At 59.2% G+C, this 24,130-nt stretch carries 20 protein-coding genes and 1 pseudogene; 7 read left to right on the top strand and 14 right to left on the bottom strand.

The window, feature by feature from the left end; all coding sequences use genetic code 11:
* Window positions 1-11 precede the first annotated feature (11 nt).
* Together JTE92_RS01505 and JTE92_RS01500 are read left to right on the top strand one after the other, a co-directional pair.
* Complete coding sequence (locus JTE92_RS01505) at window positions 12-1,676, top strand: thiamine pyrophosphate-dependent enzyme (RefSeq protein WP_063239427.1); 1,665 nt, start codon at window positions 12-14, stop codon at window positions 1,674-1,676.
* Entirely contained in the window at window positions 1,673-2,998 is a 1,326-nt protein-coding gene (locus JTE92_RS01500) for a protoporphyrinogen/coproporphyrinogen oxidase (RefSeq protein WP_063239426.1), read from the top strand. Before JTE92_RS01505 ends, JTE92_RS01500 begins: the two co-directional genes overlap by 4 nt.
* Window positions 2,999-3,068: 70 nt before the next feature.
* Here JTE92_RS01500 and JTE92_RS01495 read toward each other — a convergent pair whose 3' ends face one another.
* The 3 genes from JTE92_RS01495 to JTE92_RS01485 form a co-directional block, all read right to left on the bottom strand.
* Entirely contained in the window at window positions 3,069-4,061 is a 993-nt protein-coding gene (locus JTE92_RS01495; protein ID WP_232353390.1) for a tripartite tricarboxylate transporter substrate binding protein, read from the bottom strand.
* A gap of 179 nt (window positions 4,062-4,240) precedes the next feature.
* Window positions 4,241-5,548, bottom strand: coding sequence for a C4-dicarboxylate transporter DctA (gene dctA, locus JTE92_RS01490; protein ID WP_063239425.1), 1,308 nt, complete (start codon window positions 5,546-5,548; stop codon window positions 4,241-4,243).
* A 63-nt stretch (window positions 5,549-5,611) separates the two neighbouring features.
* Window positions 5,612-6,160 carry an ureidoglycolate lyase gene (locus JTE92_RS01485; RefSeq protein WP_063239424.1) on the bottom strand — a complete coding sequence of 183 codons (549 nt, stop codon included), beginning with the start codon at window positions 6,158-6,160 and terminating at the stop codon, window positions 5,612-5,614.
* Window positions 6,161-6,423: 263 nt separating this feature from the next.
* On the opposite strand from JTE92_RS01485, the gene JTE92_RS01480 reads away from it, so the two are divergent.
* On the top strand, window positions 6,424-7,086 hold the full coding sequence (locus JTE92_RS01480; protein WP_063239423.1) for a FadR/GntR family transcriptional regulator: 663 nt from the start codon (window positions 6,424-6,426) through the stop codon (window positions 7,084-7,086).
* 55 nt (window positions 7,087-7,141) lie between these two features.
* Here JTE92_RS01480 and allE read toward each other — a convergent pair whose 3' ends face one another.
* The gene (gene allE, locus JTE92_RS01475; RefSeq protein WP_063239422.1) at window positions 7,142-7,915 is read right to left on the bottom strand and encodes a (S)-ureidoglycine aminohydrolase; all 774 of its coding nucleotides are present in this window, start codon (window positions 7,913-7,915) and stop codon (window positions 7,142-7,144) included.
* Between the two features lie 53 nt (window positions 7,916-7,968).
* Window positions 7,969-9,030, bottom strand: coding sequence for a porin (locus tag JTE92_RS01470; RefSeq protein WP_169834823.1), 1,062 nt, complete (start codon window positions 9,028-9,030; stop codon window positions 7,969-7,971).
* A 167-nt stretch (window positions 9,031-9,197) separates the two neighbouring features.
* Here JTE92_RS01470 and JTE92_RS01465 point away from each other — a divergent pair, with 167 nt between their 5' ends.
* On the top strand, window positions 9,198-10,181 hold the full coding sequence (locus tag JTE92_RS01465; protein ID WP_063239420.1) for a formamidase: 984 nt from the start codon (window positions 9,198-9,200) through the stop codon (window positions 10,179-10,181).
* A 55-nt stretch (window positions 10,182-10,236) separates the two neighbouring features.
* Here JTE92_RS01465 and alc read toward each other — a convergent pair whose 3' ends face one another.
* The 7 genes from alc to JTE92_RS01430 all read right to left on the bottom strand — a co-directional run bounded on the left by alc (window position 10,237) and on the right by JTE92_RS01430 (window position 18,544).
* Window positions 10,237-11,262 (bottom strand): allantoicase, encoded by a 1,026-nt coding sequence (gene alc, locus JTE92_RS01460; RefSeq protein WP_116386957.1) that lies wholly within the window; start codon window positions 11,260-11,262, stop codon window positions 10,237-10,239.
* Between the two features lie 115 nt (window positions 11,263-11,377).
* On the bottom strand, window positions 11,378-11,803 hold the full coding sequence (locus tag JTE92_RS01455; RefSeq protein ID WP_084254632.1) for a DUF3830 family protein: 426 nt from the start codon (window positions 11,801-11,803) through the stop codon (window positions 11,378-11,380).
* 79 nt (window positions 11,804-11,882) lie between these two features.
* Entirely contained in the window at window positions 11,883-13,085 is a 1,203-nt protein-coding gene (locus JTE92_RS01450; protein ID WP_063239418.1) for an MFS transporter, read from the bottom strand.
* Window positions 13,082-15,136, bottom strand: coding sequence for a dipeptide ABC transporter ATP-binding protein (locus JTE92_RS01445; RefSeq protein WP_084254631.1), 2,055 nt, complete (start codon window positions 15,134-15,136; stop codon window positions 13,082-13,084). Before JTE92_RS01445 ends, JTE92_RS01450 begins: the two co-directional genes overlap by 4 nt.
* A 5-nt stretch (window positions 15,137-15,141) precedes the next feature.
* On the bottom strand, window positions 15,142-16,044 hold the full coding sequence (locus tag JTE92_RS01440; RefSeq protein WP_063239417.1) for an ABC transporter permease: 903 nt from the start codon (window positions 16,042-16,044) through the stop codon (window positions 15,142-15,144).
* A gap of 1 nt (window position 16,045) precedes the next feature.
* The gene (locus JTE92_RS01435) at window positions 16,046-16,933 is read right to left on the bottom strand and encodes an ABC transporter permease (protein WP_232353506.1); all 888 of its coding nucleotides are present in this window, start codon (window positions 16,931-16,933) and stop codon (window positions 16,046-16,048) included.
* A gap of 51 nt (window positions 16,934-16,984) precedes the next feature.
* The gene (locus JTE92_RS01430; RefSeq protein ID WP_063239640.1) at window positions 16,985-18,544 is read right to left on the bottom strand and encodes an ABC transporter substrate-binding protein; all 1,560 of its coding nucleotides are present in this window, start codon (window positions 18,542-18,544) and stop codon (window positions 16,985-16,987) included.
* 436 nt (window positions 18,545-18,980) lie between these two features.
* On the opposite strand from JTE92_RS01430, the gene JTE92_RS01425 reads away from it, so the two are divergent.
* Together JTE92_RS01425 and JTE92_RS01420 are read left to right on the top strand one after the other, a co-directional pair.
* Window positions 18,981-19,868, top strand: a complete 888-nt coding sequence (locus JTE92_RS01425; RefSeq protein WP_084254629.1) for a LysR substrate-binding domain-containing protein — start codon at window positions 18,981-18,983, stop codon at window positions 19,866-19,868.
* 131 nt (window positions 19,869-19,999) lie between these two features.
* On the top strand, window positions 20,000-20,962 hold the full coding sequence (locus tag JTE92_RS01420) for a Bug family tripartite tricarboxylate transporter substrate binding protein (RefSeq protein ID WP_063239415.1): 963 nt from the start codon (window positions 20,000-20,002) through the stop codon (window positions 20,960-20,962).
* A 147-nt stretch (window positions 20,963-21,109) separates the two neighbouring features.
* On the opposite strand, the gene JTE92_RS01415 is transcribed toward JTE92_RS01420, so the two are convergent.
* Complete coding sequence (locus tag JTE92_RS01415; RefSeq protein ID WP_063239414.1) at window positions 21,110-22,489, bottom strand: NAD-dependent succinate-semialdehyde dehydrogenase; 1,380 nt, start codon at window positions 22,487-22,489, stop codon at window positions 21,110-21,112.
* Between the two features lie 246 nt (window positions 22,490-22,735).
* On the opposite strand from JTE92_RS01415, the pseudogene JTE92_RS01410 reads away from it, so the two are divergent.
* Window positions 22,736-23,258 (top strand): annotated as a pseudogene (locus JTE92_RS01410) (helix-turn-helix transcriptional regulator).
* 11 nt (window positions 23,259-23,269) lie between these two features.
* On the opposite strand, the gene JTE92_RS01405 reads toward JTE92_RS01410, so the two are convergent.
* Window positions 23,270-24,094, bottom strand: coding sequence for an enoyl-CoA hydratase-related protein (locus JTE92_RS01405; protein WP_063239412.1), 825 nt, complete (start codon window positions 24,092-24,094; stop codon window positions 23,270-23,272).
* Window positions 24,095-24,130: the final 36 nt, after the last annotated feature.

The raw sequence follows: 24,130 nt of genomic DNA, 5'->3' as shown, positions 1-24,130 counted from the left end.
CACCCAATGTGATGAATCATGAAACCAAGTCGGCCCGCTCCGGGGCCGCCATTCTTGCCGACCTGATCCAGGAATACGGGCACCGGCACGTCTTCCAGATCCCTGGCGAGGGCATCCTCGAGCCACTGGATGCCCTTGCCACCCGCCATCCCGGAATCAGCCTCGTCACCTTCCGCAACGAGGCGGGCATGACCTACGCCGCGCAGGCCTATGCGCGGCTCGGCGCCCGCCCTTCCCTTTGCATGGCTGGCCGCGCCCCGGGCGCGCTGAACACGGCCCTGGCACTGCATACCGCCGATACGGACAGCGCGGCGATGATCCTGGTCGTCGGGCAGCCGGCGGCCGCAGAGGCTGAGCGGGACCCGATGTCGGGCTTTGATCTGCAGCAGGCGTTGCGCCCGCTCGTAAAGGACGTCATCACCGTGACCACCGCCACGCGGCTGCAGGAAGGGATGATGCGCGCATGGTGCAAGGCAGGCAGCGGCCGGCCCGGGCCGGTGGTCTTGGTTGTCACCGAGAATGTGTGGCGCGAGCATACCACCTGCGCTCCCCTGCCCGCGCCATCCTTGCCAGAGCCGGCTCCGGCACCAGAGCAGGTCGCAGCGGCTGCAGCCCTGCTGCGCGAAGCCCGTCGCCCGCTGGTGCTGGCAGGCGGCAGCGGTTGGAACGACGCGGCGCGGCTACGCCTGCATGCATTGGCACAGGCCCACAACTGGCCAGTTGTCGCTGGCTACAGGCGTGCAGATCTTTTCGACAACGCCGACCCGCACTATGCAGGCGAACTCGGTATCGGTCTCGATCCGATGCTGGCAGAGCGGATAGCGCAAGCCGACCTGATACTCGCCATCAACATTCGCCTCGGCGAGATCAATACGTTCGGCACCGGCGGCTTTGGCGGATTCCGTCTGCTCGATGCCCCGCGGCCGGCCCAACGCCTGGTGCACGTGCATGCCGGCGCCGACGAACTCAACCGGGTTTATCGCGCCGATGTCGCGATCCAGGCCGCGCCTGCGCCCTTTCTTGATGCCCTCTCAGGCGCCCTTGCTGCGACGCCTGCGCCTTCGTCCGATGCCGAATGGCCAGAAGGCTTTCGCCTGGCGCGCGAGGCGTTCATCGGCAAGGGTGGCTGTCCAGGACCGGTCGACCTGCGAAAAGTCTTTACGGCGCTGCGAGAACGGCTTCCCGACGACACAATCTTTACCGTTGGCGCCGGTGCCTACGCTGTCTGGCTGCATCGCTACCTCGCATTCCGTCAGGCCGGCACCATGCTTGGACCCGAAAGCGGTGCCATGGGGTATGGATTGCCGGCCGCCATTGGCGCAGCGATGGTGCGGCCGGATCGCCTGGTCGTAGCCGTAGCCGGCGACGGCTGCCTGCTCATGCATGGCGAAGAGCTGGCGACGGCAGTCCAGCAGAACCTGCGCATCATCGTCATCGTTATCAATAACCAGGGATACGGCGCTATCCGGAGTGCCCAGCTCCGGCAGTTCGGACGCCCTGTCGGCACCGCCTTGCGCAACCCGGATTTCGTCGCCTATGCCACGGCCTTCGGCGCCCTCGCGGAGCGAGTTCAGACCACCGCGGATTTCCTGCCGGCGCTGAAGCGAGCCCTGAATGGGACCGGCCCGGCCATGATAGAGATTTCCGTACCCGACACCGTAGCGAAGCCCGAATGAACAAACCCATTTCCATCGTCGTCGTTGGTGCCGGCATTGCCGGACTCACTGCAGCGTACCGGCTCTCGGCCGCCGGCTTCACCGTTCAGGTCCTGGAAAGCCAATCGGCTGTGGGTGGGCGAATGGCACAACGGCGCGAGGGTCCCATTTCATACAATACCGGTGCCCGCCTGATTTACCCGTTTGGCCAGGCATTCCATTCCTTGCTCGCCGAACTGGACCTGACGCGTGCGCTTGTACCGCTACGCAAGCTCGGCGCGAACACCTCCGTCGGCGGCAATCGTTACCGCGTCGAGCTGATGCCTGGTCCGCGCACCCTCATGACGCCCGGCCTGGATTGGCGTAGCCGGCTGCGCATGATCGCGGCTGGCGTCAGCCTCGCGCGCCTGCGCTCGCGCACCGACCCGGACGCCGCGGCCTCATACCTGGCGGGCGACACCGAAACGCTGGCGGACTACATCAGCCGAACCACCACACCTGCCGTACTGAAGCAACTCATCGAACCCATCTTCCGCGGAACGCGCAGCTGGAATCCCGAGGAAATTTCGGCAGCATTCTACGTGAGTACCATGCCGCATCTGCTCGGCAAAGACACCGTCTACACGCTGGCAAATGGCATGGGCCAGGTGACGCAGGAATTGGCCCGGCGGGTGCCGGTTCTTTGCGACGCAACGGTCTATGCCATCGAACGGCGCGCCGACGGTGAATGCGTCGTACGTTATCAGCGCCTCGGAAAAGCGCATGCGTTGCGGGCGAACGTCGTCGTCTGCGCCACGGAGGGCGCCCACGCGGGCAAGCTGATTGTCGATCCCCTGGACGCGGAGCGCTCAATGCTCGATGCAGTACGATATAACAAGCTGGGGGTCGTCCACTACGCGCTGGACGGCGATATTCCCGCCGAGGTGGAGTTCTCGGGCCGCCAGTCAACGACTCGCATTGCGACCTGGCAACAGTTGCCGGCAGCCCCCGAAGCGGGACGTTCGCACGCGCAACTCTACTGTCAGCTGACACCCGAGGCGGCCGAGGAAGCGCAGCGCCTCGGCCTCTCCGATTCGCTCGACACCCTTATCCGGCCGGAAATCAGGCAGCGCATTCCCCGCTTCGATGGCCGGGTGCACACTGTTGTCAACCAGTGGATTCCATACAAACTGCCGGTTTTCTACCCGGGGTATTGTCGGAAGGTGGTCGAGTTTCTCGCTTGGCAAGCTAAGGAGAGTAGATCCGTCTACTACTGTGGCGACTACCTGTCCCAGGCACTCCTGACCGGCGCTTGTGCGAGCGGCAACGCAATCGCCCAAGCAATCCTGGCGCATCATGGTTAAAGCCGGGTAACAGTTACCGCATGGGTTACCGCATGCGCGAGCATTCAGGCCAACCCCGACTTTGACTCTGTCAATCCAAGGATGCCCCCGATTCCTTGACGACCTTCGCCCATTGAACCAGTTCCCGGTTGACCAGCTCGGCAAGCTGTTCTGGTGTACCGCCTGCCGCTTCAGCACCCTGCAACGCAAGCTTTTCCTGGACTGCTTTCGACCTCAGCACATTGTTTGTCTCCACCTGCAGCTTTGCGACAACATCCTTCGGGGTTCCTGCTGGTGCAAACAGGGCATACCAGGACGTTGCAGCATAACCGGGCACTGTCTCGCCAATTGCCGGCACGCCTGGCAAGAGCGGTGATCGCTTCTCCGTTGCGACCCCCAAGGCTTTCAGCTTCCCGGCCTTAACAAAGGGCATCACGCCAGGCAAACTTCCGAACGTTACAGGGACGCGGCCACTGACCACGTCGGTGGCGGCCGCCGCCGCGCCCTTGTAGGGGACGTGGTTCAGTTTGACCCCCGCCTTGAGGTTGAACATCTCCGCGAACAGGTGGTTGGGTGTGCCATTCCCCCCAGACGCATAATCGATCTGGGAAGGCTTTTGCTTCGCCATCGCAATTAGGTCCTTGACGGACGATACCGGCAACGATGGGTTCACCACCAAGACATAAGGCGCTGTGGCAACCAGCGCGATCGGTTCGAAGTCTTTCCTGGGGTCGAATGGAATATTCTTGTAGATGGCCGGATTGATGGTGAGCGAACTTCCCACCGTCAGGAGTAGCGTATACCCGTCTGCGGGGCTTTTCGCAGCGGCCTGGATGCCGATATTGCCACCCGCGCCAGGCCGGTTTTCAACAATGATCGACTGTCCGATCCGCTCCGAGAGATTCTGCAGAACCAGCCTCGCCACCGCATCGTTTGCCCCTCCGGGGGCCTGCGGCACGATGACGGTGATTGCCTTTGTTGGATACGCAAATGCAGGAAGCGAAACTATTGCGGCGGCCACAGCGACGGCAACCTTGCGCAAGCATGCGAGGGCGGTGGCAGGCAGGGAACCAAGGTTCTTCAAGATCGCTACTCCTTTATGTCTGCTTCACGCGGTCGTGATTTCGCATTACGTCAGATACTTTAAATTAAATATCATGCAGGGCGCAGCCTTGCTTGCCTTCCCTGGCTTACCACTTGGAGGGATAGGAAATGTGATCGGCACAGGTACATGCCGCTAACATTTCCCACCGTTTTCTCCCTTCAGGAGATATTCCTCAAGACTGGCATCTCTTCGTTGTTCTCGCTTACGAATGCGTCATCGCCTTCCAATACCTTGCGTGCTTTCGCAAGGTCGAGGTGGCCTTCCCATGCAGCAATGGCTACAGCCCCTACGCAGTTGCCGATCAGGTTAAGTGCCACCCGGAAGAAGCCCATCAGCTTGTCCACCGACAAGATCAGCGCCACGCCCAGTACGGGGATTGCAGGAATGGCAGTCAACGTTGCTGCGAGCACGACGGTCGCTGACCCGGGGATTCCATGCGCGCCCTTGGACGTCAACAGCGAGACAAGAAGAATCAGAGCCAGGGTTCCGCCTTCCAACGGCGTGTTGGTCGCCTGCGCAATGAAAATAACGGCGCACGTCAGCCAAATCGAAAAGCCGTCGAGGTTGAACGAATATCCTGTCGGAATCACAAGCCCGACCGTAGTTTCCTTCACGCCGAGGTGGCGAAGCTTTGCCATCACGAGCGGCATCACAGCATCCGACGAACTGGAGCCCAGGGCAATGAGCACTTCGCTCTTCAGGTATGCGATGAACTTGAACAGGCTGAGCCCGGAAAGGCGCATCACCACCCCCAGGACCAGGAAGAGGAAGATTGCGCACGCTACGTAGTACGTCAGGACCAGCTGACCGAGCTGTTGAATCGTCGCGAAGCCGAATTTTCCTACCGTGAACGCCATCGCCCCTGCAACGCCGAGCGGCGACAGACGGACGATGAAGCCAACGACACGGAAAAGGACTTCGGAGAGGCTGTCCATCAGTTGACCAACCATCTTTCCTTTTTCACCGGCAACCTGAAGCGCGCAGCCGAACAGGACTGCAATCAAAAGCACCTGCAGAATGTCGCCCTTCGCAAAAGCCGACAGGAAAGTGGATGGAATGATGTTCAGCAAGAAGCTCTTTACGTCCGAAACGTGAGAGGCATTCTCAACGAAGGTTTGTATCGACTTCGGATCCAAGGTGGACACATCGATATTCATACCCACGCCAGGCTTCAAGACGTACGTGATGAAGACCCCGATCAGTAGCGCAATTGTTGTGACAATTTCAAAATAGATAATTGTCTTGAGCGCTACACGTCCCGCGGTCTTCAGATCCCCGGCATGCAGAATCCCGGTTACGACAAAGCAGAACACAATAGGCGCAAGCATCATCTTGATGAGCTTGATGAACCCTTCTGCCAGCGGCAGCAGTTGTACCCCGAAGGACGGGTACACGAAGCCAATAAGCGCGCCAACTGCAAACCCCAGGAGAACCTGGATATGTAACTTCTTTAGTTGCTTAAACACAATTTATCTCCACCATCCACCCCGAAGCCATCATTGACTCCGACGAGTCTTCGCTGCTGTTCCTTATTTCTCTGCGGCGCTGCAATCGAAGATTGCATGATCCATTCCCTGCCCGAACGCGGGAATGACGGGTCGCACGTCCTCTGAAAGCACAAACTTGTCGCAGTTCGGACCGGAGCCGATCCGGTCAACCACAACGAAGTCACACGCTTCGGTGGGCAGCAGCACGTGATGCCATACCCCTGGGGCGTAGTTGATTCCTTGTCCGGGCTTGGCGATGAATGCGCGAATCTCGCCTGCCTCCACCGAAGCGCCGCGGGGAGCGACCACTACGATAAAGCTGGTCGGCTTCATGGGAATGAAGGCCTGGCTCGACAACGGGTGACGCTCAAGAAACACCACTTCCAACGGCAACACATACGGTTTTGCACGCATGATGCTGATGCCGGCCTTCCCGCCAAGCGCCAGTGCATCGACCACGGCGAGGTCATGGTAGCGTTCGACCATCCCTTCGTTGATATGGTGGAAAGCGCCCGCACAGGCCTCAATGACCTCTCCGAACGGCGTAAAGGCCGCCTTGGTCAAAGGTTCTAGCTTAAGGGTGATGCGCATAGGTCTCCTTTATGCTTATTAGCGTTGCGCTATCGTTCGCGGCCATACTGGTATGACCAGTCATAACTGTAGGCTTGCAAGAATGCGGGGTCAAGTGTTAAATGTGAAAATTATCAGACCAGTATGAAGTGTCACCTGCACAGACTATGAAAGCGACTTCCGCTGCCTTGGCATCCAAAGCGACGCTGACTTCTCCTACCCCGCCTGGACGGCGGCCACCTGTCGCATTGCGCACGCCAGTCACCCAGCACGCCTTGGAGCGAATGCAGACATTGATCTACAGCGGCGAATGGGCGGCGGACAGCCAGATCCCTTCGCAGCGCGAGTTGGCGGAGCTGCTCGGCGTAAGCCGCTCTTCATTGCGCGAGGCGATCTCGTCCCTGGAGGGGATGGGACTGGTGCGTGTAGAGCCCGGCAGAGGCGTGTTTGTTGCATCGCTCGAGCAGCAAGCTGCGGTCGGCAGAAACTCTGAAGTTCATCAAATCGACCATACGCCGAGCGAGCTTTACGAAGCACGTCTCTTGATGGAGGGTTGGGCCGCCGCGCTGGCAGCCATCCATATCACAGATGACGATATTGCAACGCTACGAAAGCTGCTGGGGCAAATGGAGATAACTGTAAAGAATCATGACGTCACTCATTTGAATCAGCTGGATTTTGAATTTCACTCGCTGATAGCAGCTTGCTGCGGCAACCGACTGATTCGCGCACTGCTCGCCCCGATTTTCTCGGAGGAAGAAATGGGCGCCCCCCGTCTCTCCGACACGGCGTTCCTCAGCAGCCGGGTCAAGGAACACAGAGAAATCGTGGAAGCCCTGGCAACGCGCAATCCGAGCCTGGCCCAAATGGCCATGCGCAACCACGTCCTGCGCAGCGCAAAGCGTGTCCAGGTAGAGCTGCCTGATCACGTGCATCAGCTGCCTTGATGCACAACCGCATGCCGTAGGCGGGACGTTACCCGCCCAACGGCCGCGGTATGCGTTAGAAGGTGAAATCGCGATTCACGTTCTTGTAAAGCAGGTACGTCGCCTTGGACCAACCCGTCGCATAGAAGAACTGCGGACAGAACGGTGCCATGTAGATGAAGTCCTCGGCCCAGCACTCGTGCCAGTCATTCTGCAGCAGGTACATCCCCTGCCCTTCGAGCATATAGAGACCATGTTCCATGACATGCGTTTCCACCATGGGAAAGTAGTTGCCAGGCTCGAAACTCAGGATGTTGATGGCGAAGTCGAACGCCGGATTCTCGTCGGGCAACAGATGCTGCCAGGTGCGGCCCTTGGTGTGCTTGTTCACCTTCTCGACATCTTGCTCGTGTGAGACCAGGGCGGCCGGGGCTTCCACACCGTCAAGGCGCTCGTACGGTTTCTTGATCCATACGACGCGCGCTTCGTCCGCGCCGGGGTTGTACACGCGCACGCCAGTTCCTGCAGGCGCATAGGCAAAGCTGCCCGCCTTCAGTTCGTGCGTCTTGCCTTCCAGTTCCAGGGACACATTGCCGGAGACAACGTAGAAGAAGGCCTGCATACCGTCGTTACGCACGGCCGTCATTCCGCCGCCACCCTGGATTTGCAGCAGTAACTGAGCAAACTTCGCGCCCAGCCCAGGCGTAGCCTGGACGCTGATGGTGGTCTTCTCGATGCCAGGAATGCGGCTTTCCAGAATGCCCTCGGGCGGCATCACCGCATAGTGGGTGGTTACGGCCGCACGATGGTGAGCGAATACACCGGGGGGCTGAATTTGTCGCTTCGTCATTTTTCGAACTCCTTGGTAGATGAGGGAAGCACCAATGGCGCGGTGCTTGAGGGTTAGAAGCGATGGCGCAGTCCAACCGAAACGCCGAATGGGTCGGCACCAGCAGCCGCTCCGGTACGGCCGTTGGAAAAGTCGTACTTGGCCGCCGCCTGATTGAAGATCTTCGAAATCGTTGTGCGAATCATTGTTCGCTTGCTCAGGTTGTAGTTGTAGCCGAAGGTCCACAGCTGTGCGCCTGTCTGGCTACTGGAACCACAATTGACTCCGTTGCCTGCAGTGGCCCCCTGGCAACTGATGTCGCTTGCACGTGCATACATGGCATAGATTTCGTGGACACCCCAGTCATATTCGGTAACAAGAGCCCATGCATCCCGGCGCAGGCGGCCATCACCATTTGAGAACTGGCCATTGCTGGCCGACCGGTCATACAGTGCGCCGATGAGCCACTGCTCAGTCACCTGGTACTTCACGCCGACGCGATGCTTTTCGTCGTGGCCATTGGCCTGTGCCAGCCCGGTCTTGTTCTTGTCGTGCCGGTCTTCGTATGCGTAAGCGATGTAGAGGGGACCGCTTGAGTAAGCAAGCCCAGCACCAATGACGTAGTCGTTACGGCCAGTCCCCTCGGCGCGTGCCTCGCCAAAGCCATACTGCGCGCCTATCTCGACCCCATAGAAGGAGGCGGATCGGTAGCGCACCGAGTTTTGCAGCCGTGAGTCGTGGTCGGTTGAAATTCCGTTCATGCTCGAGACCAACGACTGCAACGCCCCGATGCCTGTATTTGCACCCGGCGTAAGATCAAGGGCGTTGCCCAGTGCACGAACGCTGGTGGTGTTCACACCCAGTGTGAGAGTCCCCACCGGTCGATGCCGCAATCCTACGAACGTATCCCGATTAAAAAAGGGCGTGCTGGACGCGCCAGAATCAATCGAAAAGTTGCCTTCCAGCTGGAAGACGGCATCCAGGCCGCCGCCCAGGTCTTCCGAACCACGGATACCCCAGTACGATCCCTGCGAACTCAGCCGGGTGAGCCCCGGCTTGTCAGCCGCCGAGCCCGCGGCCGCGCCCTTGGCACTTACGTAATCGACCGCGGCGTCCGCCACGCCGTAGAGTGTCACGCTGCCCTGCGCTGCGGCGCTTGCGGTCAGTGCCCACAGGACACCGCCTATTAGTCCACGTCTCACGTCTCCTCCGTTGGTGTTATCATACTGGTCATACCAGTATGATACGATACTCACACGGGCTGACAGAGTCAAGCACACTTGCGACTGACGAGGAGAGGTTGATGAACGGACTGGGCGGGCTGAATCAGACGGAGAACGGGGTCATCGTGGGCCTGCTGCAGCTTCGAAAAGCCGACATCGCAACGCCGGAGGACCTGCGCCTCTCTGCTGACAGGCTCGCGTCTTTCGTGCACCAGGTAAAGAAAGGGCGTCCAAACGTCGACATCATTGTCTTTCCGGAGTACTCGCTCAATGGGGCATCGAAGGCATTGAGCGCTGAACTCCAGTGCACCGTGGACGGGCCGCATGTTGGCGCGCTTCGGGATGCGTGCCGCCGGGCCAATGTATGGGCATGCTTCTCCTTCATGGAACTCAACCCGGACGGCAATCCATACAACTCGGCAGTTCTGGTCAACAATGAAGGCCAGATCTGCCTGCACTACCGCAAACTTCACCCGTGGGTTCCCGCAGAGCCGTGGGAGCCGGGCAACCTGGGCATACCGGTGTGTGAAGGACCCAAGGGGTCCAGGATTGCCGTGGCCATCTGCCACGACGCGATGTTTCCCGAGGTCGCTCGGGAGTGCGCCTACAAGGGGGCGGAGTTGATGATTCGCATCGCCGGGTATTCCTCGTCACTGCGTCATCAATGGCATCTGACTGCACAGGCCGACGCCTTCTGCAACCTGATGTACACGGCAAGCGTTTGCGGATGCTCGGCGACAGGCCCGTTTGGCGGGATGGGCGAAGCCATCGTCGTGGGGTTCGATGGGGTGCCCATCCGCTATGGCAGCAACAAGGAAGATGAATTGATTACCGCCGAAATCCGACCGGACCTGGTGCGCGAGGCACGCCGGACATGGGGTGCTGAAAACAATATCTACCAGCTGGGCCACAGAGGCTTCGTAGCGGTTCGTGGCGGCGCGAACGACTGCCCGTATACGTATATGCAAGACCTGGTCACGGGGCAGTACAGCCTGCCCTGGGAAGATGAAGTCCTCATAAAGGATGGCACGATGGCCGGACACCCGCCTCCGCGGCAAGCATAATGACGGGTGCCCACTTCGCCAGGCCTGGCGAAGTGGGGTTCCGAAATGGCTGCGGTTAGCGCGCCATCAGTCCAGGCGCTCCCAGGATCCGGAGTCTTGTCACGCCGCCGTCGGGGTAGATATTCAGTCGGACATGGGTGACGAGCGTATCCCGATGCGCCGCGCCGAGCTCGACGGTGTTCTGGCAGCCACCCTTCAGATCGCTGCGCCCGACCAGTTCCGGCCAGTGCATCGCCTGGTTCAGGACAACCTCATCGGGAGCATGCTCAAGGCATGCGCCTTGCAACGAAAAGGCGGCTGGAAAGTTGCCCGTGTAGTAGGTCGTATCGACCAGGACGCGCTCCAGCGTCCCCGGTGCCGCCAAGGCAATCACAGCCCAGTCATGACCCGGCTTCCTCAGACGCCTGGTTTCCCAGCCCTTGCCCCACTCCACTGAGGGACCGGGGGCAATCATGGCCCGTACTGCGCCGAAGTGCGTATCGCTGCAGCCGACAACGCGGGCGCCGTTCTCCAGTGCCGCCAGGTCGCGCTGGCCAGCGGCGCTGAACGACTGCGGCAACTGGACCAGCCCGAAGACACGAAAGCGAGCCATCCCGCCGTCCGGAAAAATGTTCAGCCGAACATGTGTGAAGACCCGGTTCGCGTTGACTGGAACCAGTCGCTGGCTGTCGCCTGCAAGCTCGGTAGCGGGCACTAGCTCGGTCCATTCGGCATCAGCGATATCGTTATCCGCCGAAACGGCGCAGGCTTGCACCGACGCGGCCAGCGGATAGTTGCCGGTATAGAAGCTGGTGTCGAAGCCTACCGCAGTGATCTGGCCCGGCCGGCCAAGCTTGATGACACACCATTCGTTGCCAGCCTTGCGTCGGCGAGAAGTCTCCCACCCGTCTACCCAGCGCATTCCTTCGTCATCATGGTAGTAGTAGTTCGCCGCTTTCGGGTTAAGCATGCGCGATGCCGGCGCATACCACTCGTCAGACGCCGCTACGACGATCGCACCCAAACGCTCGTCCGCCAGGTCCACGTACGCCCGTTCACTGCGAAGAAACGCTTCCGAAGGTTCCGAACGCTGTCGAATCATGGTTCTGTCATTACTGCCGCCTGCCATCATCTGCCTCCGTGGAAATGTCTGCAATACAGACTGGTTGAATCTGCCGCACCCGCTCAGAGCGGGCATGCAGCGATACCTGACGGCGCTAGCGCCAGGGCGTAGAACAGCGCCGGTACGAAATGGAAAGGCTTCCCCGCTCATGAATGAGTGTGCCGAGATCGGCAAGCCGCTCTTGCCCCGTCGTCACCGTAAGCACGTGGTGGCCAAACAGTTCGCCGCTGGGGCAGGCAAAGCGCGTGGGCCCGTAAGGAATCAAAAGCTCTCCGCCTTCACGGTCATCCCCTGCGCAAAGCAGAATCTGGCCAGCGTCTGGCCGTGATATGCCACCCTGGCCGATATGCCTTGCGGTTCCGTTCAGCCTGGCGAAAACGGCATGGCCGCTCCAGCGCCCTTGCAGGAACTCCCAATGAGCCGGCAGCCTTTCCATCAGCCAGCCACATGCTGCTGGCGAGATGTCCTGCTCAAGCCTTGCCAGAAATGAAAAGGGACCCGCCTTCAATTCGATTTCCATACTGTCTCCGGATACGCGATACGCGATACGCAAACTTGCATGCAGAGGCACTGACCTGAACCCGGCCAGTGGAAGAACATCAACCGCGGAATCGCATGGCACTCCCAATGGCACATGCGAACACGACGCAAAGGCAGGCTGCAATGGCTATCATGACGTTCGCCAGGCCCATCAGCCCTGCCACATATCCGACGAGCAAGCCGCCCACGGCAGCGCCGGCGCGGAACGTCATGACATGGAGCGCGACCACCCTCCCCTTGTGCGTCTCAACGGCCTGCATCTGAGCGAAGGCACTTGAGCAGATGTTCACAGCCGCCTGGCCGAGCGCAAAAATGCCGATGGCGAAATAACCGCCCAGCTCCGAGGACGACAGCGAAAGCATTGCCGTGCCAGCGGCAAGGAAGACAAGCGAAGCCACCAGAACCTTCAGCAAGGCCCGAGCATGACTGACAAGCGAAAGCAAGAGGCCAGCCGCAATAGCAAGAACGCCGAACAATGCGTTGATATTGCCGAGCACCCTTGCATCCTGTCGCAGAATACTGTCGACGATTGCCGGCAGCATGTCGATAACGGGACGACCGAGCAGCGCGTAGGCGAGGTAGACCAGAAAAACCAAACGCATGGACGGGTCGTCAAGGACCACGGTGAATGCCCCCTTCAGCGTAACGATGAGAGATTCCCGCCGCAAAGGCGCTATCGGCACCGTTCCCGCGCCCTTGCGGAAGAAGGCTCGCACAAACATGGCATCCGCAAGTGCGGCGACGCCACTCAACGCAAACGCAAAATAGGAGAGGTCGTTCGTTATCAAATATGCCGCGCCAAGCGGTCCAACCGATCGCGCGATATTCATCGACACGGAGTTCACCGATACAGCACTGGCGATTTCGCTCTTCTCGACGAGCCTGGTGAGCAGTACCTGGCGGGCCGGTTGCGAAAAGCTCCCGCATATCCCCACGAGCAGCGCGCACCCAATCAACGCAAGGGTCGTCAGGTTTCCCGTAAAAGCCAGCGCTGCCATGCCCAGGGACGTCAGGCCACAGATCGCGTCAGAGATGACGACAACCTGCATCACCTTCCCCCGGTCGGCCAGTATTCCCGCGAGCGGAGATATGACGAACGACGGCGCGAACTGAACAAAGATCAGGAAGCCGAGCAGCACTTCCGAATGGGTCTGCTCCCAAGCGAACCATCCCACGACCACCTGTTGGACCCATGTCCCGATCTGCGCCCAGGTATGCACCAGGTAATATGCAGCGACCCGCGGCTGGCGAAGAACTCTCATGCCCGCATGGCCATGGTCTCCGTCTTCATGCCATTGCGTGAACCGATCTCCCTCTTCGCAGTGGCACCGGCCTCCGCCAGTGAGTTCGCAACATGGCACCGAACCGAACGCCCGCCCTCATACTCGCTCAACGCCGGTCGTTCACCGCAAACATCCGACCGGTATGGGCACCGGGAGGAGAAGCAGCAGCCTTGCGGCCTTTGCATCGGGTTCGCGACGCCCGGCAAGATCCGATTCGCTTCATCGGGTTCCCGCCGCTCCAGGGTCGGCGTGCTTGCGAGCAGCGCTTTGGTATACGGATGGACCGGATTCCTGAGGATCTGCTCAGCGGGACCGTATTCGACGACCTCGCCCAGGTACATCACCGCAATCTCGTCCGCCATGTGGCCCACCACAGCGAGATCATGGCTGATGAACACCAGCGTCAGCAAAAACTCCTTTCGGAGTTGCAGCAGAAGGTTCAGGATCTGCGCTTGAACCGAGACATCCAGGGCCGATGTCGGCTCGTCGCAGACAATCAGAGCCGGGTTGGTTGCCAGGGCACGTGCAATTGCCACGCGTTGGCGCTGGCCGCCGGAAAGCTGGCCGGGTGAAGCATGGTGTAGCCGTGTTGGCAGGCCGACTTTCTCGAGCAAGCTGGCCACATGCGCGTCACGTTGCGCTGCGGGCATGGCCGCAGACAGGTCAAGCGGCCGCCTTACAATCTCGCTGACCCTGCGACTCGGATTGAGCGATGAGTACGGGTCCTGAAATACGGTCTGCACAAGCGCCGCCCGCTGCGCCGGTTCATACGCTCCAATATCACGTCCATCGAGAAACACCTCGCCTGAAACCGGCTGTTCCAACCCAAGAAGCATTCGAGCAAGTGTGGACTTACCGCATCCCGACTCTCCCACGATGGCCAGTGTCCGGCCCTTCTTGAGAAGCAAGGACACGTCAACCACCGCCTTGAGCGGAAGACGCGGCTTGAACAGGCCACCGCGGACCGAGTACGTCATGGAGATGCCCTTCGCCTCCAGCAGGACATCTCCCGCAGGCCGTCGCAGCATGGCCTTGGGTGTTTCAACCATTTCGGGTTGCGGCGCACTGGCAAGATGACAGGCGCCAGCATGCTTCCTGTCGTAGGCGCGGAATTTTGGCGCTTCGAGGCCGCATCTGGCAAACGCGTACTTGCACCGCCGCTCGAAAACACAGCTACCTGGCTGCGAATAGAAAGACTGGACGGTGCCAGGCAGCGTAGGAAGCAGGGTGCCAGCCTCATGCTTCCCCAGATCCGGAATCGATTGCAGCAGGCCCTGCGTATAGGGATGCCGCGAAGCGCCGAAGAGTGTGCCTGTCGGTGCGGACTCTACAATCTCTCCGGCGTACATGACCGCGACATTGTCGGCGACGGATGCGACCGCCCCCAAATTATGGGAGATCAACAGCAATCCCATGCCGAGCTCCCGGCGCAGGTCATCCAGCAAGTCCAGAATCTGCTTCTGGACCGTGACATCGAGTGCCGTGGTGGGCTCGTCGGCAATGAGCAGCTGGGGGCGATTCATCAGCGCCATGGCGATCATGATGCGCTGGCGCTGCCCCCCGGAGAACTCGTGCGGAAACGACGCCATGCGCTTGGCCGGCGAGGCAATGCCGACTCTTTCCAGAAGCTCGATCGCGCGCCTGTGGGCCTGGTCGCCGGTCACTGCCTGATGGCACCGCATTGTCTCCGTCAACTGTCGGCCGATGCTATAGACGGGATTCAACGCTGTCATTGGCTCCTGGAAGATGTATCCCACTTGAGTCCCTCGCACCGTGCTCGCCAGGTCGCACTCGGACATGCTGGTCAGGTCCAGGCCATTGACGCGCAGCGTGTCGGCCGAGCACTGTGCGCGCCGTGGCAGCAGTCGCGGGATCGAAAGTGCGGTGAGGGACTTGCCGGAACCTGACTCACCGACTACCCCGAGGCATTCTCCCTTGTCGATTTCGAAGTTGACGTTACGAACAGCATGCAGTGTGAGACCGTTCTCAAGCGGCAGCTTGATGCTGAGGTTCTTTACTTCAAGGAGCATGGTGTTCAATCCCGAGTCTGTGGCTGGATAACATCGCGCAAGCCGTCGCCGAGCAGGTTCACGCCTATCACGAGCAGGAAGAGAGATACGCCTGGCAGCAGGACAATCCATGGGTTCAGGAACATCACGGCCTTGCCTTCCGAAATCATCAGCCCCCAGGAAGGGATGGGCGAGGGCACACCGACGCCGAGGAACGACAGTGATGCTTCCGCCAGGATGGAAACCGCCACCTCCGCGGTAAATACGACCAGCAGCGAGCCAGCCAGGTTAGGCAGGATGTCCCAGACGATGATCTGGCGCGCACTGGCGCCGGCCAGCTTCGACGCCTTGACATAGTCCAGCTCCCGAATCCGCTGTGTTGCGCTACGTGTTACGACCAGGTAGAGCGTCCAGTGCATCAGCCCGATGACACAGACGACAGTCGTAAGCGACGGCTGGATGAAATAAATCAGGGTCATCGCCAGCAGCAAGCTGGGCAGCGCAAGCTTGCATGTCAGGCCAAACATGACGGCGTGATCAACCAGGCGGCCGAAGTATCCGGCAATCGATCCCAACGTGATGCCAATGACGGCGCCGATGGATGCCGCGCAGAAGCCAATGGTGAGCGACACCCGCGCCCCCTCGAGAAGGCGTGCCAGAACGTCCCTGCCCAACTGGTCCGTGCCGAGTGGATGCTGGAGCGTGCCCCTGGCATCCCACGCCGGCGGGCGCAGGCGCATCATCAGGTCCTGTGCATAGGGGTCCGTCGTCCAGATGAGCGGCCCGAAAAGCGCAACCATGATGTAGGCAAGTACAACGCCACCGCCAATGCGCACGCTTCGGTTACGAAAGATCCGTGTTGGCAGGCTCTCGCGATTCTCTGGATCCGCTGGAGCATTCGCTGTCGTAGTCAGAGCAATTTCGGTCATCTCATGCAAGCCTAATTCGTGGGTCAAGCCAGGCGTTGAGGACGTCTGAGAGAAAGGTCATCAGCACAAACATCACCGCAAAGACAAGCACCAGCATCTGTAATGTGGGGATGTCGCCGGTGAGCACCGAGTTCAGCGCCAACCGGCCCAATCCATTCATGGCGAAGACAACCTCGGTAACGACCGACCCGCCCAGCTTGTTTCCGAGTTCGATGGCCAGCACGCTCACTACCGGCAGGATCGCATTACGCAATGCGTGGCGACGCAGGAGGCTCCAGCCGAAGAACCCTTTTGCTCTTGCGGTCCGGATAAAGTCGGCCGAAAGCACTTCCATCAGCCCCGACCTGGTCAGCCGCATGACATTCGGCACCGCACCTTTACCGAGAATCACCGCCGGCATGATGTAGCTCTGCCACGAGTCGTCGCCGGAGACCGGAAGCAATCCGAGGTGAACGGCAAAGAACAGGATGAACAGCAGTCCCACCCAGAAATTCGGGGCGGCCTGGATCGCGGCTGCGACGGAAAGCGCGGTGCGGTCAATCCAGCTGCCTGGCCGCAGCGCGGCAGCGATGCCGAGAGGCAGGCCAATCAGCAGGGTAACCAGCATTCCGCTCAGCGCCAGCCGGATGGTGACCGGTGCATGCTCGAGGATGATCTCCATGACCGGCTGCTTCATCACGTAGCTGACGCCCAGGTCGCCTTTCAGTAGCCCGCCCACCCATGTCACATACCGCTCCGATGCCGGCCTGTCCAACCCGAGGTCTGAGCGAACTTGCGCGATCAGGGCTGGATCATCGGTATCCCCAACAATGGCCGCCGCCGGATCCACGGCGAAGTTGAGCAGCGCAAAGGTGACAATGGACGCCGTCAGGGCCACGGCGATTGCCAACAGGATCTTCTGCGTAACGAATCTAAGCACGATGTCGTTTCCCTGGTTCGTTCACTTCGCGGCCTTCCACTTGGCCAGATAGAGCCGTGGCATGCCATCGGCGGCCTGCGGAAAGTTCAGATCCGGCGCCAGAACGAAGTTCTGGGTAAATTCAAAGAGAGGCACCCAGTACGCCTGGTCCAGAATGCGGCTCACCGCCTCCCGTCCGAGCGCCTTGCGCGCGGGGACATCCGTGGTGGACAGGAACTGTTCGAGAGTCGAGTACAGTCGTTGGTCGTGATGGAAGTCACTGGGCGAGCCCTTCCCGAACAAATTGGGCAAGAGCGCCCCGGCGTCCGCCACGCCCAAGGAGCCGTTGTTCTCGAAGTACGCTGAAATCTGGTTTTCGTCGCGCGCCTTGACCACGGCGGGCGATTTGGCAACGCGCAGATTGGCATGGATCCCAGCCTTTCGCCACATCGCGACGACGGCTTCCAGCGTTTCCTTCTCACGCGATGCCCAAAGATCGAACTGGACGCCGTTCGGATAGCCCGCCTCGGCGAGAAGCTGTTTAGCCTTCTCGATGTTGTAGTTGTACCTGGTGACATCCTGGGCGCAGCCAAACTGTATCGGCAGGCATGGGGTATAGGCGGGTGCCGAACGTCCGCGAATGAGTTGCTTGGTAAGCGCATCCCGATCCACGGCGTAGTTCAGAGCCTGTCGTACCTTCAGCTTGGTAAAAGGGTTGTCCTTGCCGGTGCGCCCCGCCGCGTCCATCACGATGAACCCGATGCGCATGGACGGCGATGCCACAAAGACGGCTTGCCTGGTACTTGCCACCTCATTGGCAATGTCCGTGGGAATGTTGTATGTCCAATGCACACCACCGGAAAGCACCTCGGCTACCTGGGTTGCATAGTCCGGAATGACCTTGATGCGAATGCGAGGGATTTCCGGCGTGCCTTTCGGGGAATCCTTCCGGTAACCGGCGAATCTTTCCAGCACGACTTCCCGGCCCGGCAGGAACGACATGACCTTGTAGGGGCCGGTCCCTACCATTTTTCGGGACTGCGCCTCGACGTCCAGGCCGCTCGGCGTGCCCGCCTTGTCGTAAGTGCCACGCTTAACCACCCGACCTGTCGTTGCCAGGAAATGCAGTGCCAAAGGATTGGCGCCCTTCATCCGGAACACCACAGTGCCAGGCGCTTCGCCCTTCTCTACTTTCGCAAGCCATCGCGTGAACTGATCCCCCTTCTTGGCCGTGCTTTTGGGGTTGATGATGGACTGGAACGTGTAGACCACATCGTCGGCTGTCACGTTACTGCCGTCATGGAACTGGACGTCGTCACGCAGCGTGACTTCAAGCACCGTCGGCTCGAGATATCTGAAGCTCTTTGCCAGCAAGGGCGTCGGTTGCTGCGTGGCGGGGTCGATGTAGAAGAGCGAATCGTCAATCAGCAGGCTGAGGATTTCGTTCTCGCGCGAGGTGGCGTTGAAGTTGTCCAGGACGAGGATTTCTCGCGCCACCGCCGCAACAAGCGTTCCGTCCGCGGGCTTGGCCTCTGCGGCAATCGGTGAGATACAGCTCCAAAGGATGGAGAGGCCTGCCAGACTGCCGCGAAGTCGTTTCATGCTCTGTATTCCCTTTGGAATGTCTTGAATTGTCATGCCGGCCATACTGGTATGACCAGTTGAGGGAACTATAGTCGGATGGCTTGGATGCTGTCAAAGGAGGGTTTTCCCGCACTGACCAGCGCGGCGAAAGGTTGAGGAGTCCTTACGAGGATTGGGCTTCGGGGCGATTCATCCGCTCTTCTCAACCGTTAGGGTGCGAGCTTCTCTGGCTTTGAATCTCACTGCGTCTTTGCATTAAACCCGTCACAGCAAGCCGATGCTCTTGGCGTTGCCATCCCCAGTAGCAATGTGGAGGGAACTGATACCTCACATTACTGTACACAGGTTCCGCTTCAACAGCGGGCCTTGCTTCGATCACGCTGGCACAATCGAAAGTGCTCGCTAAGCTGCGCTAAACTGCGAGGCCTAAACATCGTCCACGCCTTTCACGCTTATGGCCCGGCGTAACTTACTTCCACCATTGAATCCAGCCCGAGCTTTCGAAGCTACTGGCAGACTTCTGAGTGTCTCCAAAGCAGCTGAGGAACTCAGCGTTACGCCGGCAGCTGTCAGCCGCCAGGTGCGGACTTTGGAGGCCTATCTGGGAACGACTCTCCTGGAGAGGGCACCCGGTGGTCGCATGCAGCTGACCCCTGCCGGCGCCCGTTATCTGTCCGAGCTTATGCCGCTCTTCGTTAGCTTGCGAGAAGCAACCCTGGCAGTAACAGGGAGCCGATATGGCGGTAATACCCTGCGTATCCGTTCTCCGGCGACCTTTGCGGTCCGTTGGCTGATACCGCGTTTGGCGAGCTTTCACCAGCGGCATAAGGATATCGATGTCCAGCTCACCACGTCGTTTCAGCCGTTAGATTTTCAACGAGAAGACATTGATGCCGGGATTCAGCTCGGCACGGGTCGTTGGCCCGGACTTAGCACGCTCCAACTGATACCGAACGTCCTGGTCCCAGTCGCAGCACCCTCATTGCAGATTCGATCCAAGCGAGATCTTGGGAAGCACAGCTTGCTTCATTCACTCGCGCGCCCTGACGATTGGGTACTTTGGTTGGAAGCGGCTGGGCTGCGCAACATCGATCCATCTCGCGGGATGAAATATGAAACATCACTGTTGGCATACCAGGCGGCTGCGGAGGGTCACGGCGTGGCAATGGCCCAAAAAGAACTTGTCGCCAAAGATTTGTCGGAAGGAACCCTCGTGACGCCATTCGACCTCGAACTGGATAGAGGCGACCATACCTACTATTTCGCCTGGGCAACAGATCGGCCTGAATCCGGCGCACTGAAGGCGTTTCGACAGTGGTTGTCCTCGACGGTCAAAGACTGAACAGACACCTTTACAAAAAATCAAAGGTCTAGGCATACAAAGTCGATTGTCCAGGCGTGAACCGGTTCGTATCCTCGCATCATGAAAAACGGTAGGGAAGCCAATTCCCAGGCCACATTGGAGACGAAACGATGATCAAGCGCCCGATTGCGGCTGCAATTACTTGTGCTTTATTCGCCGCAACAGCGGTCCGTGCAGCCGAGTACCCTTCGAAACCCGTCAGCTTTGTGGTGCCCTTTGCGGCGGGAAGTGCCACCGACCAACTGGCCCGTGCACTAGGTGTTTCCATCACGGCAAAGACTGGACAGGCAATCGTCGTTGAAAACAGGCCCGGCGCCTCGGGCATTATTGCCGCCCAGCATGTTGCCCGTGCTGCCCCCGACGGATACACAGTCCTCATCACGACCAACACGACGCAGGCTGCGAATCCCCACCTGTTCAAGAGGCTGCCGTATAACCCCGTGACAGATTTTCAACCTGTCACCGCGCTGGGACGCGGCGGTCAGGTCCTCGTTGTACGTTCGGATTCCAAATACAAGGATATCGGTGAGTTGCTCACGCAAGCGCGAAAAGCCCCCGGAAAACTTACCTTTGGCAGCGGAAACTCCTCCAGCCGAGTTGCAGGCGAGATGCTCAAGCAGTTGGCAAAGGTAGACATTACTTGGGTCGGCTACAACAGCAACCCCAATGCGATGAACGATCTCTTAGGCGGCCACATCGAGACGATGCTTGTCGACACTGTCGTTGGACTCCCGCATATCGCATCGGGAAAGCTGAGGCCGTTGGCTGCGACAACCGCAACGCGTCTTCCACAGTTGCCCAATGTACCGACAATGCAGGAAGCGGGTATCAAGGGATATGAAATCGGCTACTGGTTCGCCGCATATCTACCGGCGGGCACCCCCACTCCCATCGCTCAGAAGCTCAGAGACCTGCTTGTCCATGCTGTTGGCGACAAGCAGGCGGCATCGTTCTTCCAGATGACGGCGACCCAGTCGTGGACTACGACTCCCGCCGAACTTGCTGCATTTCAGAAGACTGAGTCGGAAAAATGGGGACGCGTGATTAAGGCCGCCGGGATCGAGCCAGAATAAGACCGTCGGAAGGGACGATGCAGCTATCGCGTTTCGCTTCCCTTCGTCCGAATCCTTTCGGCTACCAAACGCGGCGCTTGCCGAAACTGCGTGGACTTCCCCGCACAGTGCATCTCGCTAGTTGCACTGTGCGGGCGCAAACCGTTCCTAGTCGTCGAGTCCCGCCATCAGCGCGTACTTCACTTCAACGTACTCCTCAATTCCATAGTAGCTGCCTTCCCGGCCATACCCGGAATGCTTGATGCCACCGAACGGGACGGATGCGGTACCCACAGAGCCCGAATTCAGTATAACCATACCCGCCTCGATAGCGCGACTCAGGCGTTGAGCTCGACCATGGGAACGTGTAAAGGCGTAGGCCACAAGACCGTATTCCGTGCTGTTGGCCCGATTCACGACCTCCTCTTCCGTGCTGAAACGGTAGATCGGAAACACTGGACCGAAGATTTCGGTGCGGGCGATTCGCATCTCATCACGAAGATCGGCGAGAATCGTCGGTTCGAAAAACAACCCACCCTTTGAATGTGCCTTGCCACCAAGCACGACCCGTGCACCATGTGACTTGGCCTCGTCAACCAGTTCAACCACCTTGTCGAATCCAACCTTGTTGACAAGCGGACCGACAACAAATTCCTCTTGAAATCCTTGATCGACACGGATTTCCGATACCTTCGCAGCAATAGCTTCCAAGAAGTGTTCATAGATGCTGTCTTGAACGTAGATGCGATTAGGCGAAATGCATACCTGGCCGGAATTGCGCAACTTCGCCGCAACCAAGGCAGCAACCGCCTGCTCGAAGTTGGCATCGTCGAAAACGATGAACGGTGCATTACCGCCAAGTTCTAGCGTCATCTTCTTGAGGGACTGTCCGCTCGCAGCGGCCAACAGCTTGCCTACTGCGGTAGATCCGGTAAACGAAATCTTTCGGATACGGTCATCTCCTGTGAAGACTTTCCCGATCTCCGCTGGATTGCCAGTGACCATTTCCAGTACGCCATCGGGAATGCCCGCCAGGCGTGCGTACTCCAGGAGCTTGTAGGCAGTGAGAGGCGTTTCTTCGGAGGGCTTAATGATCATCGTACATCCGGCGGCAAGCGCAGTGGCCACCTTGCGCGCGATCATCATGAAGGGAAAGTTCCAGGGGGTGATGGCTGCTGTAGGACCTGCTGGCTCCTTCGTCACGACAACCGCTGCGTTGCTTGCGTGGGACGGTATCGTGTCGCCGTAGACACGCTTGGCTTCCTCCGCGTACCACTCAATGAACCCGAGGCCGTAATCGATTTCGCCTAGCGCCTCAGAAAGACATTTTCCGTTTTCTCTCACCATAATTTCTGCAAACACCTGCTTGTCATCTCTGACAAGCTCGAACCAGCGACGAAGGATGTCGCTACGTTCTTTCGCGAGCTTGCGCGACCATGCAGGAAATGCGGCACATATCCGCTCCACTGCCTGTTTGACCTGGTCAAGAGACATTTCGGGGGCTTCACCGACGATGGATCCATCGGCGGGGTTGAATACCTGAATCATGATATGGAAGTCCGAGAAAGGGGCTGGCGTGTTGGGTTTTTGACATCGGGTTTTCCAGCCGGGATTCCGATGCCATTGAAGCTAGAATTCAAATCCGCGTCGAGTGGGTCGGCTTGTATAATAGTTCGCAAGTTTCATCGAATCGATGGCGCAGCGTCTCGCGTTCTTGCCTATTTCTATGACGGAACATCATCCGTGAGCAAAGCCAAAAATTACGACGCCGGCAGGAAGACTCTCCAGCAACGCATGGTTGCCCTTCTCTCTCGGCTAGCCCCAAGCGAGGGATATAACCTGTGCGCAATGCCGGATGTTCGCTTCCTCCGCTCTAACCGCCCTCTCGCGGCCACCCCTGTCTTGTACGATCCAGGCATCGTTATCGTCTGTCAGGCAAGGCCAATTCGGGAAGATCGCTCGTGTGCTACGACGCATTCATGCCACGTTTAGCACTGATTTGGATGTTACACGGATGGCAAACGAAGCTGGTATGAGTATCGCGACGTTCCACTCGCATTTCAAGGCTGTCACAAACACATCCCCGATGCAGTACCTGAAGTCGACGCGCCTGCATCACGCGCGGCTGCTCATGCTTCGTAATGAGATGTCCGCAGCCCGCGCCAGCAGCGAGGTCGGCTATGAAAGCCCGTCCCAATTCAGCAGAGAGTTCAAGCGCCTGTTCGGCAGAAGCCCGGTCGATGAAGTGAGACGCATGAAGGAGTCCTTCGCCATTCCCGCGGCCCATCCCGGTTCGATGTACGTCTCATCCCACTAGCCACCCACGCGCTACAGCGCAGCTTCTTGCTTCGCTCGAGCTTGCTTCTCCAGAAAATCCTGCACAACTTGTTTGTGCTCGCTGCCACAAAGCAGAATGGCCTGCATCGAGGCGGCCATCTCAAGCGCCGCCGGCAAAGACGAACCGGCAGACTCTCGTACGAGTCGCTTCGCCATCCGCAGCGCGTGTGGAGGCTTACGCGCAATTTCCGAGGCCAACGCAAATGAACTCGAAGTCAGATCCGCATCGGCCACCACTCGCGTCACGATCCCAAGTCGCTGGGCTTCCTCCGCGTTGATGAATTCACTGGTCAACGTCAACTCAAGTGCCTTTGAAGGCCCGACCATCCGCGTGAGAAACCATGCCCCACCGATGCCGGACACCAGACCGAGACGTAGAAAACTCTCAGCAAAAGTAGCACCCTCCCCCGCAACTCGAATGTCACACATCAACGCGAGATCACAGCCCGCGCCAACGGCTGCACCATTGACCGCGCATATGGAGGGCACCTCCAGATTGTCCAGGACCCGCGTAATACGATGAAGTTCGTTACGAAGCCGCTCCCGGACCTCCGTCACGCTTCCGGCCATCAAATCACTGCCCTGCTGCATGTCCTTGACGTTCCCGCCTGTACAGAAGTGGCGCCCGGACGAGCGGATCAATAGACAATGGACGTCCGCCATTCCATTTACGCTCTCGAGTGCATCGGACAGGCTCTCCGTCATCGCGATGTTGAGGGCATTTCCGTCGGACGGGCTGTTCAACGTTAAGGTGAGGACGCCGGATTCGAGCGCGCATAGAACGCGCCCATCTCCTGATTCATTGATGGAGGTCATTTCGTTCTTTCCCAGTTCTGTATAGGTGTTGCGCAA

The sequence above is a fragment of the Cupriavidus oxalaticus genome (assembly GCF_016894385.1).
Classification (GTDB): Bacteria; Pseudomonadota; Gammaproteobacteria; order Burkholderiales; family Burkholderiaceae; genus Cupriavidus; species Cupriavidus oxalaticus.
The sequence above is the reverse complement of the archived record's forward strand: the minus strand, read 5'-3'. Positions and strand labels throughout refer to the sequence as shown.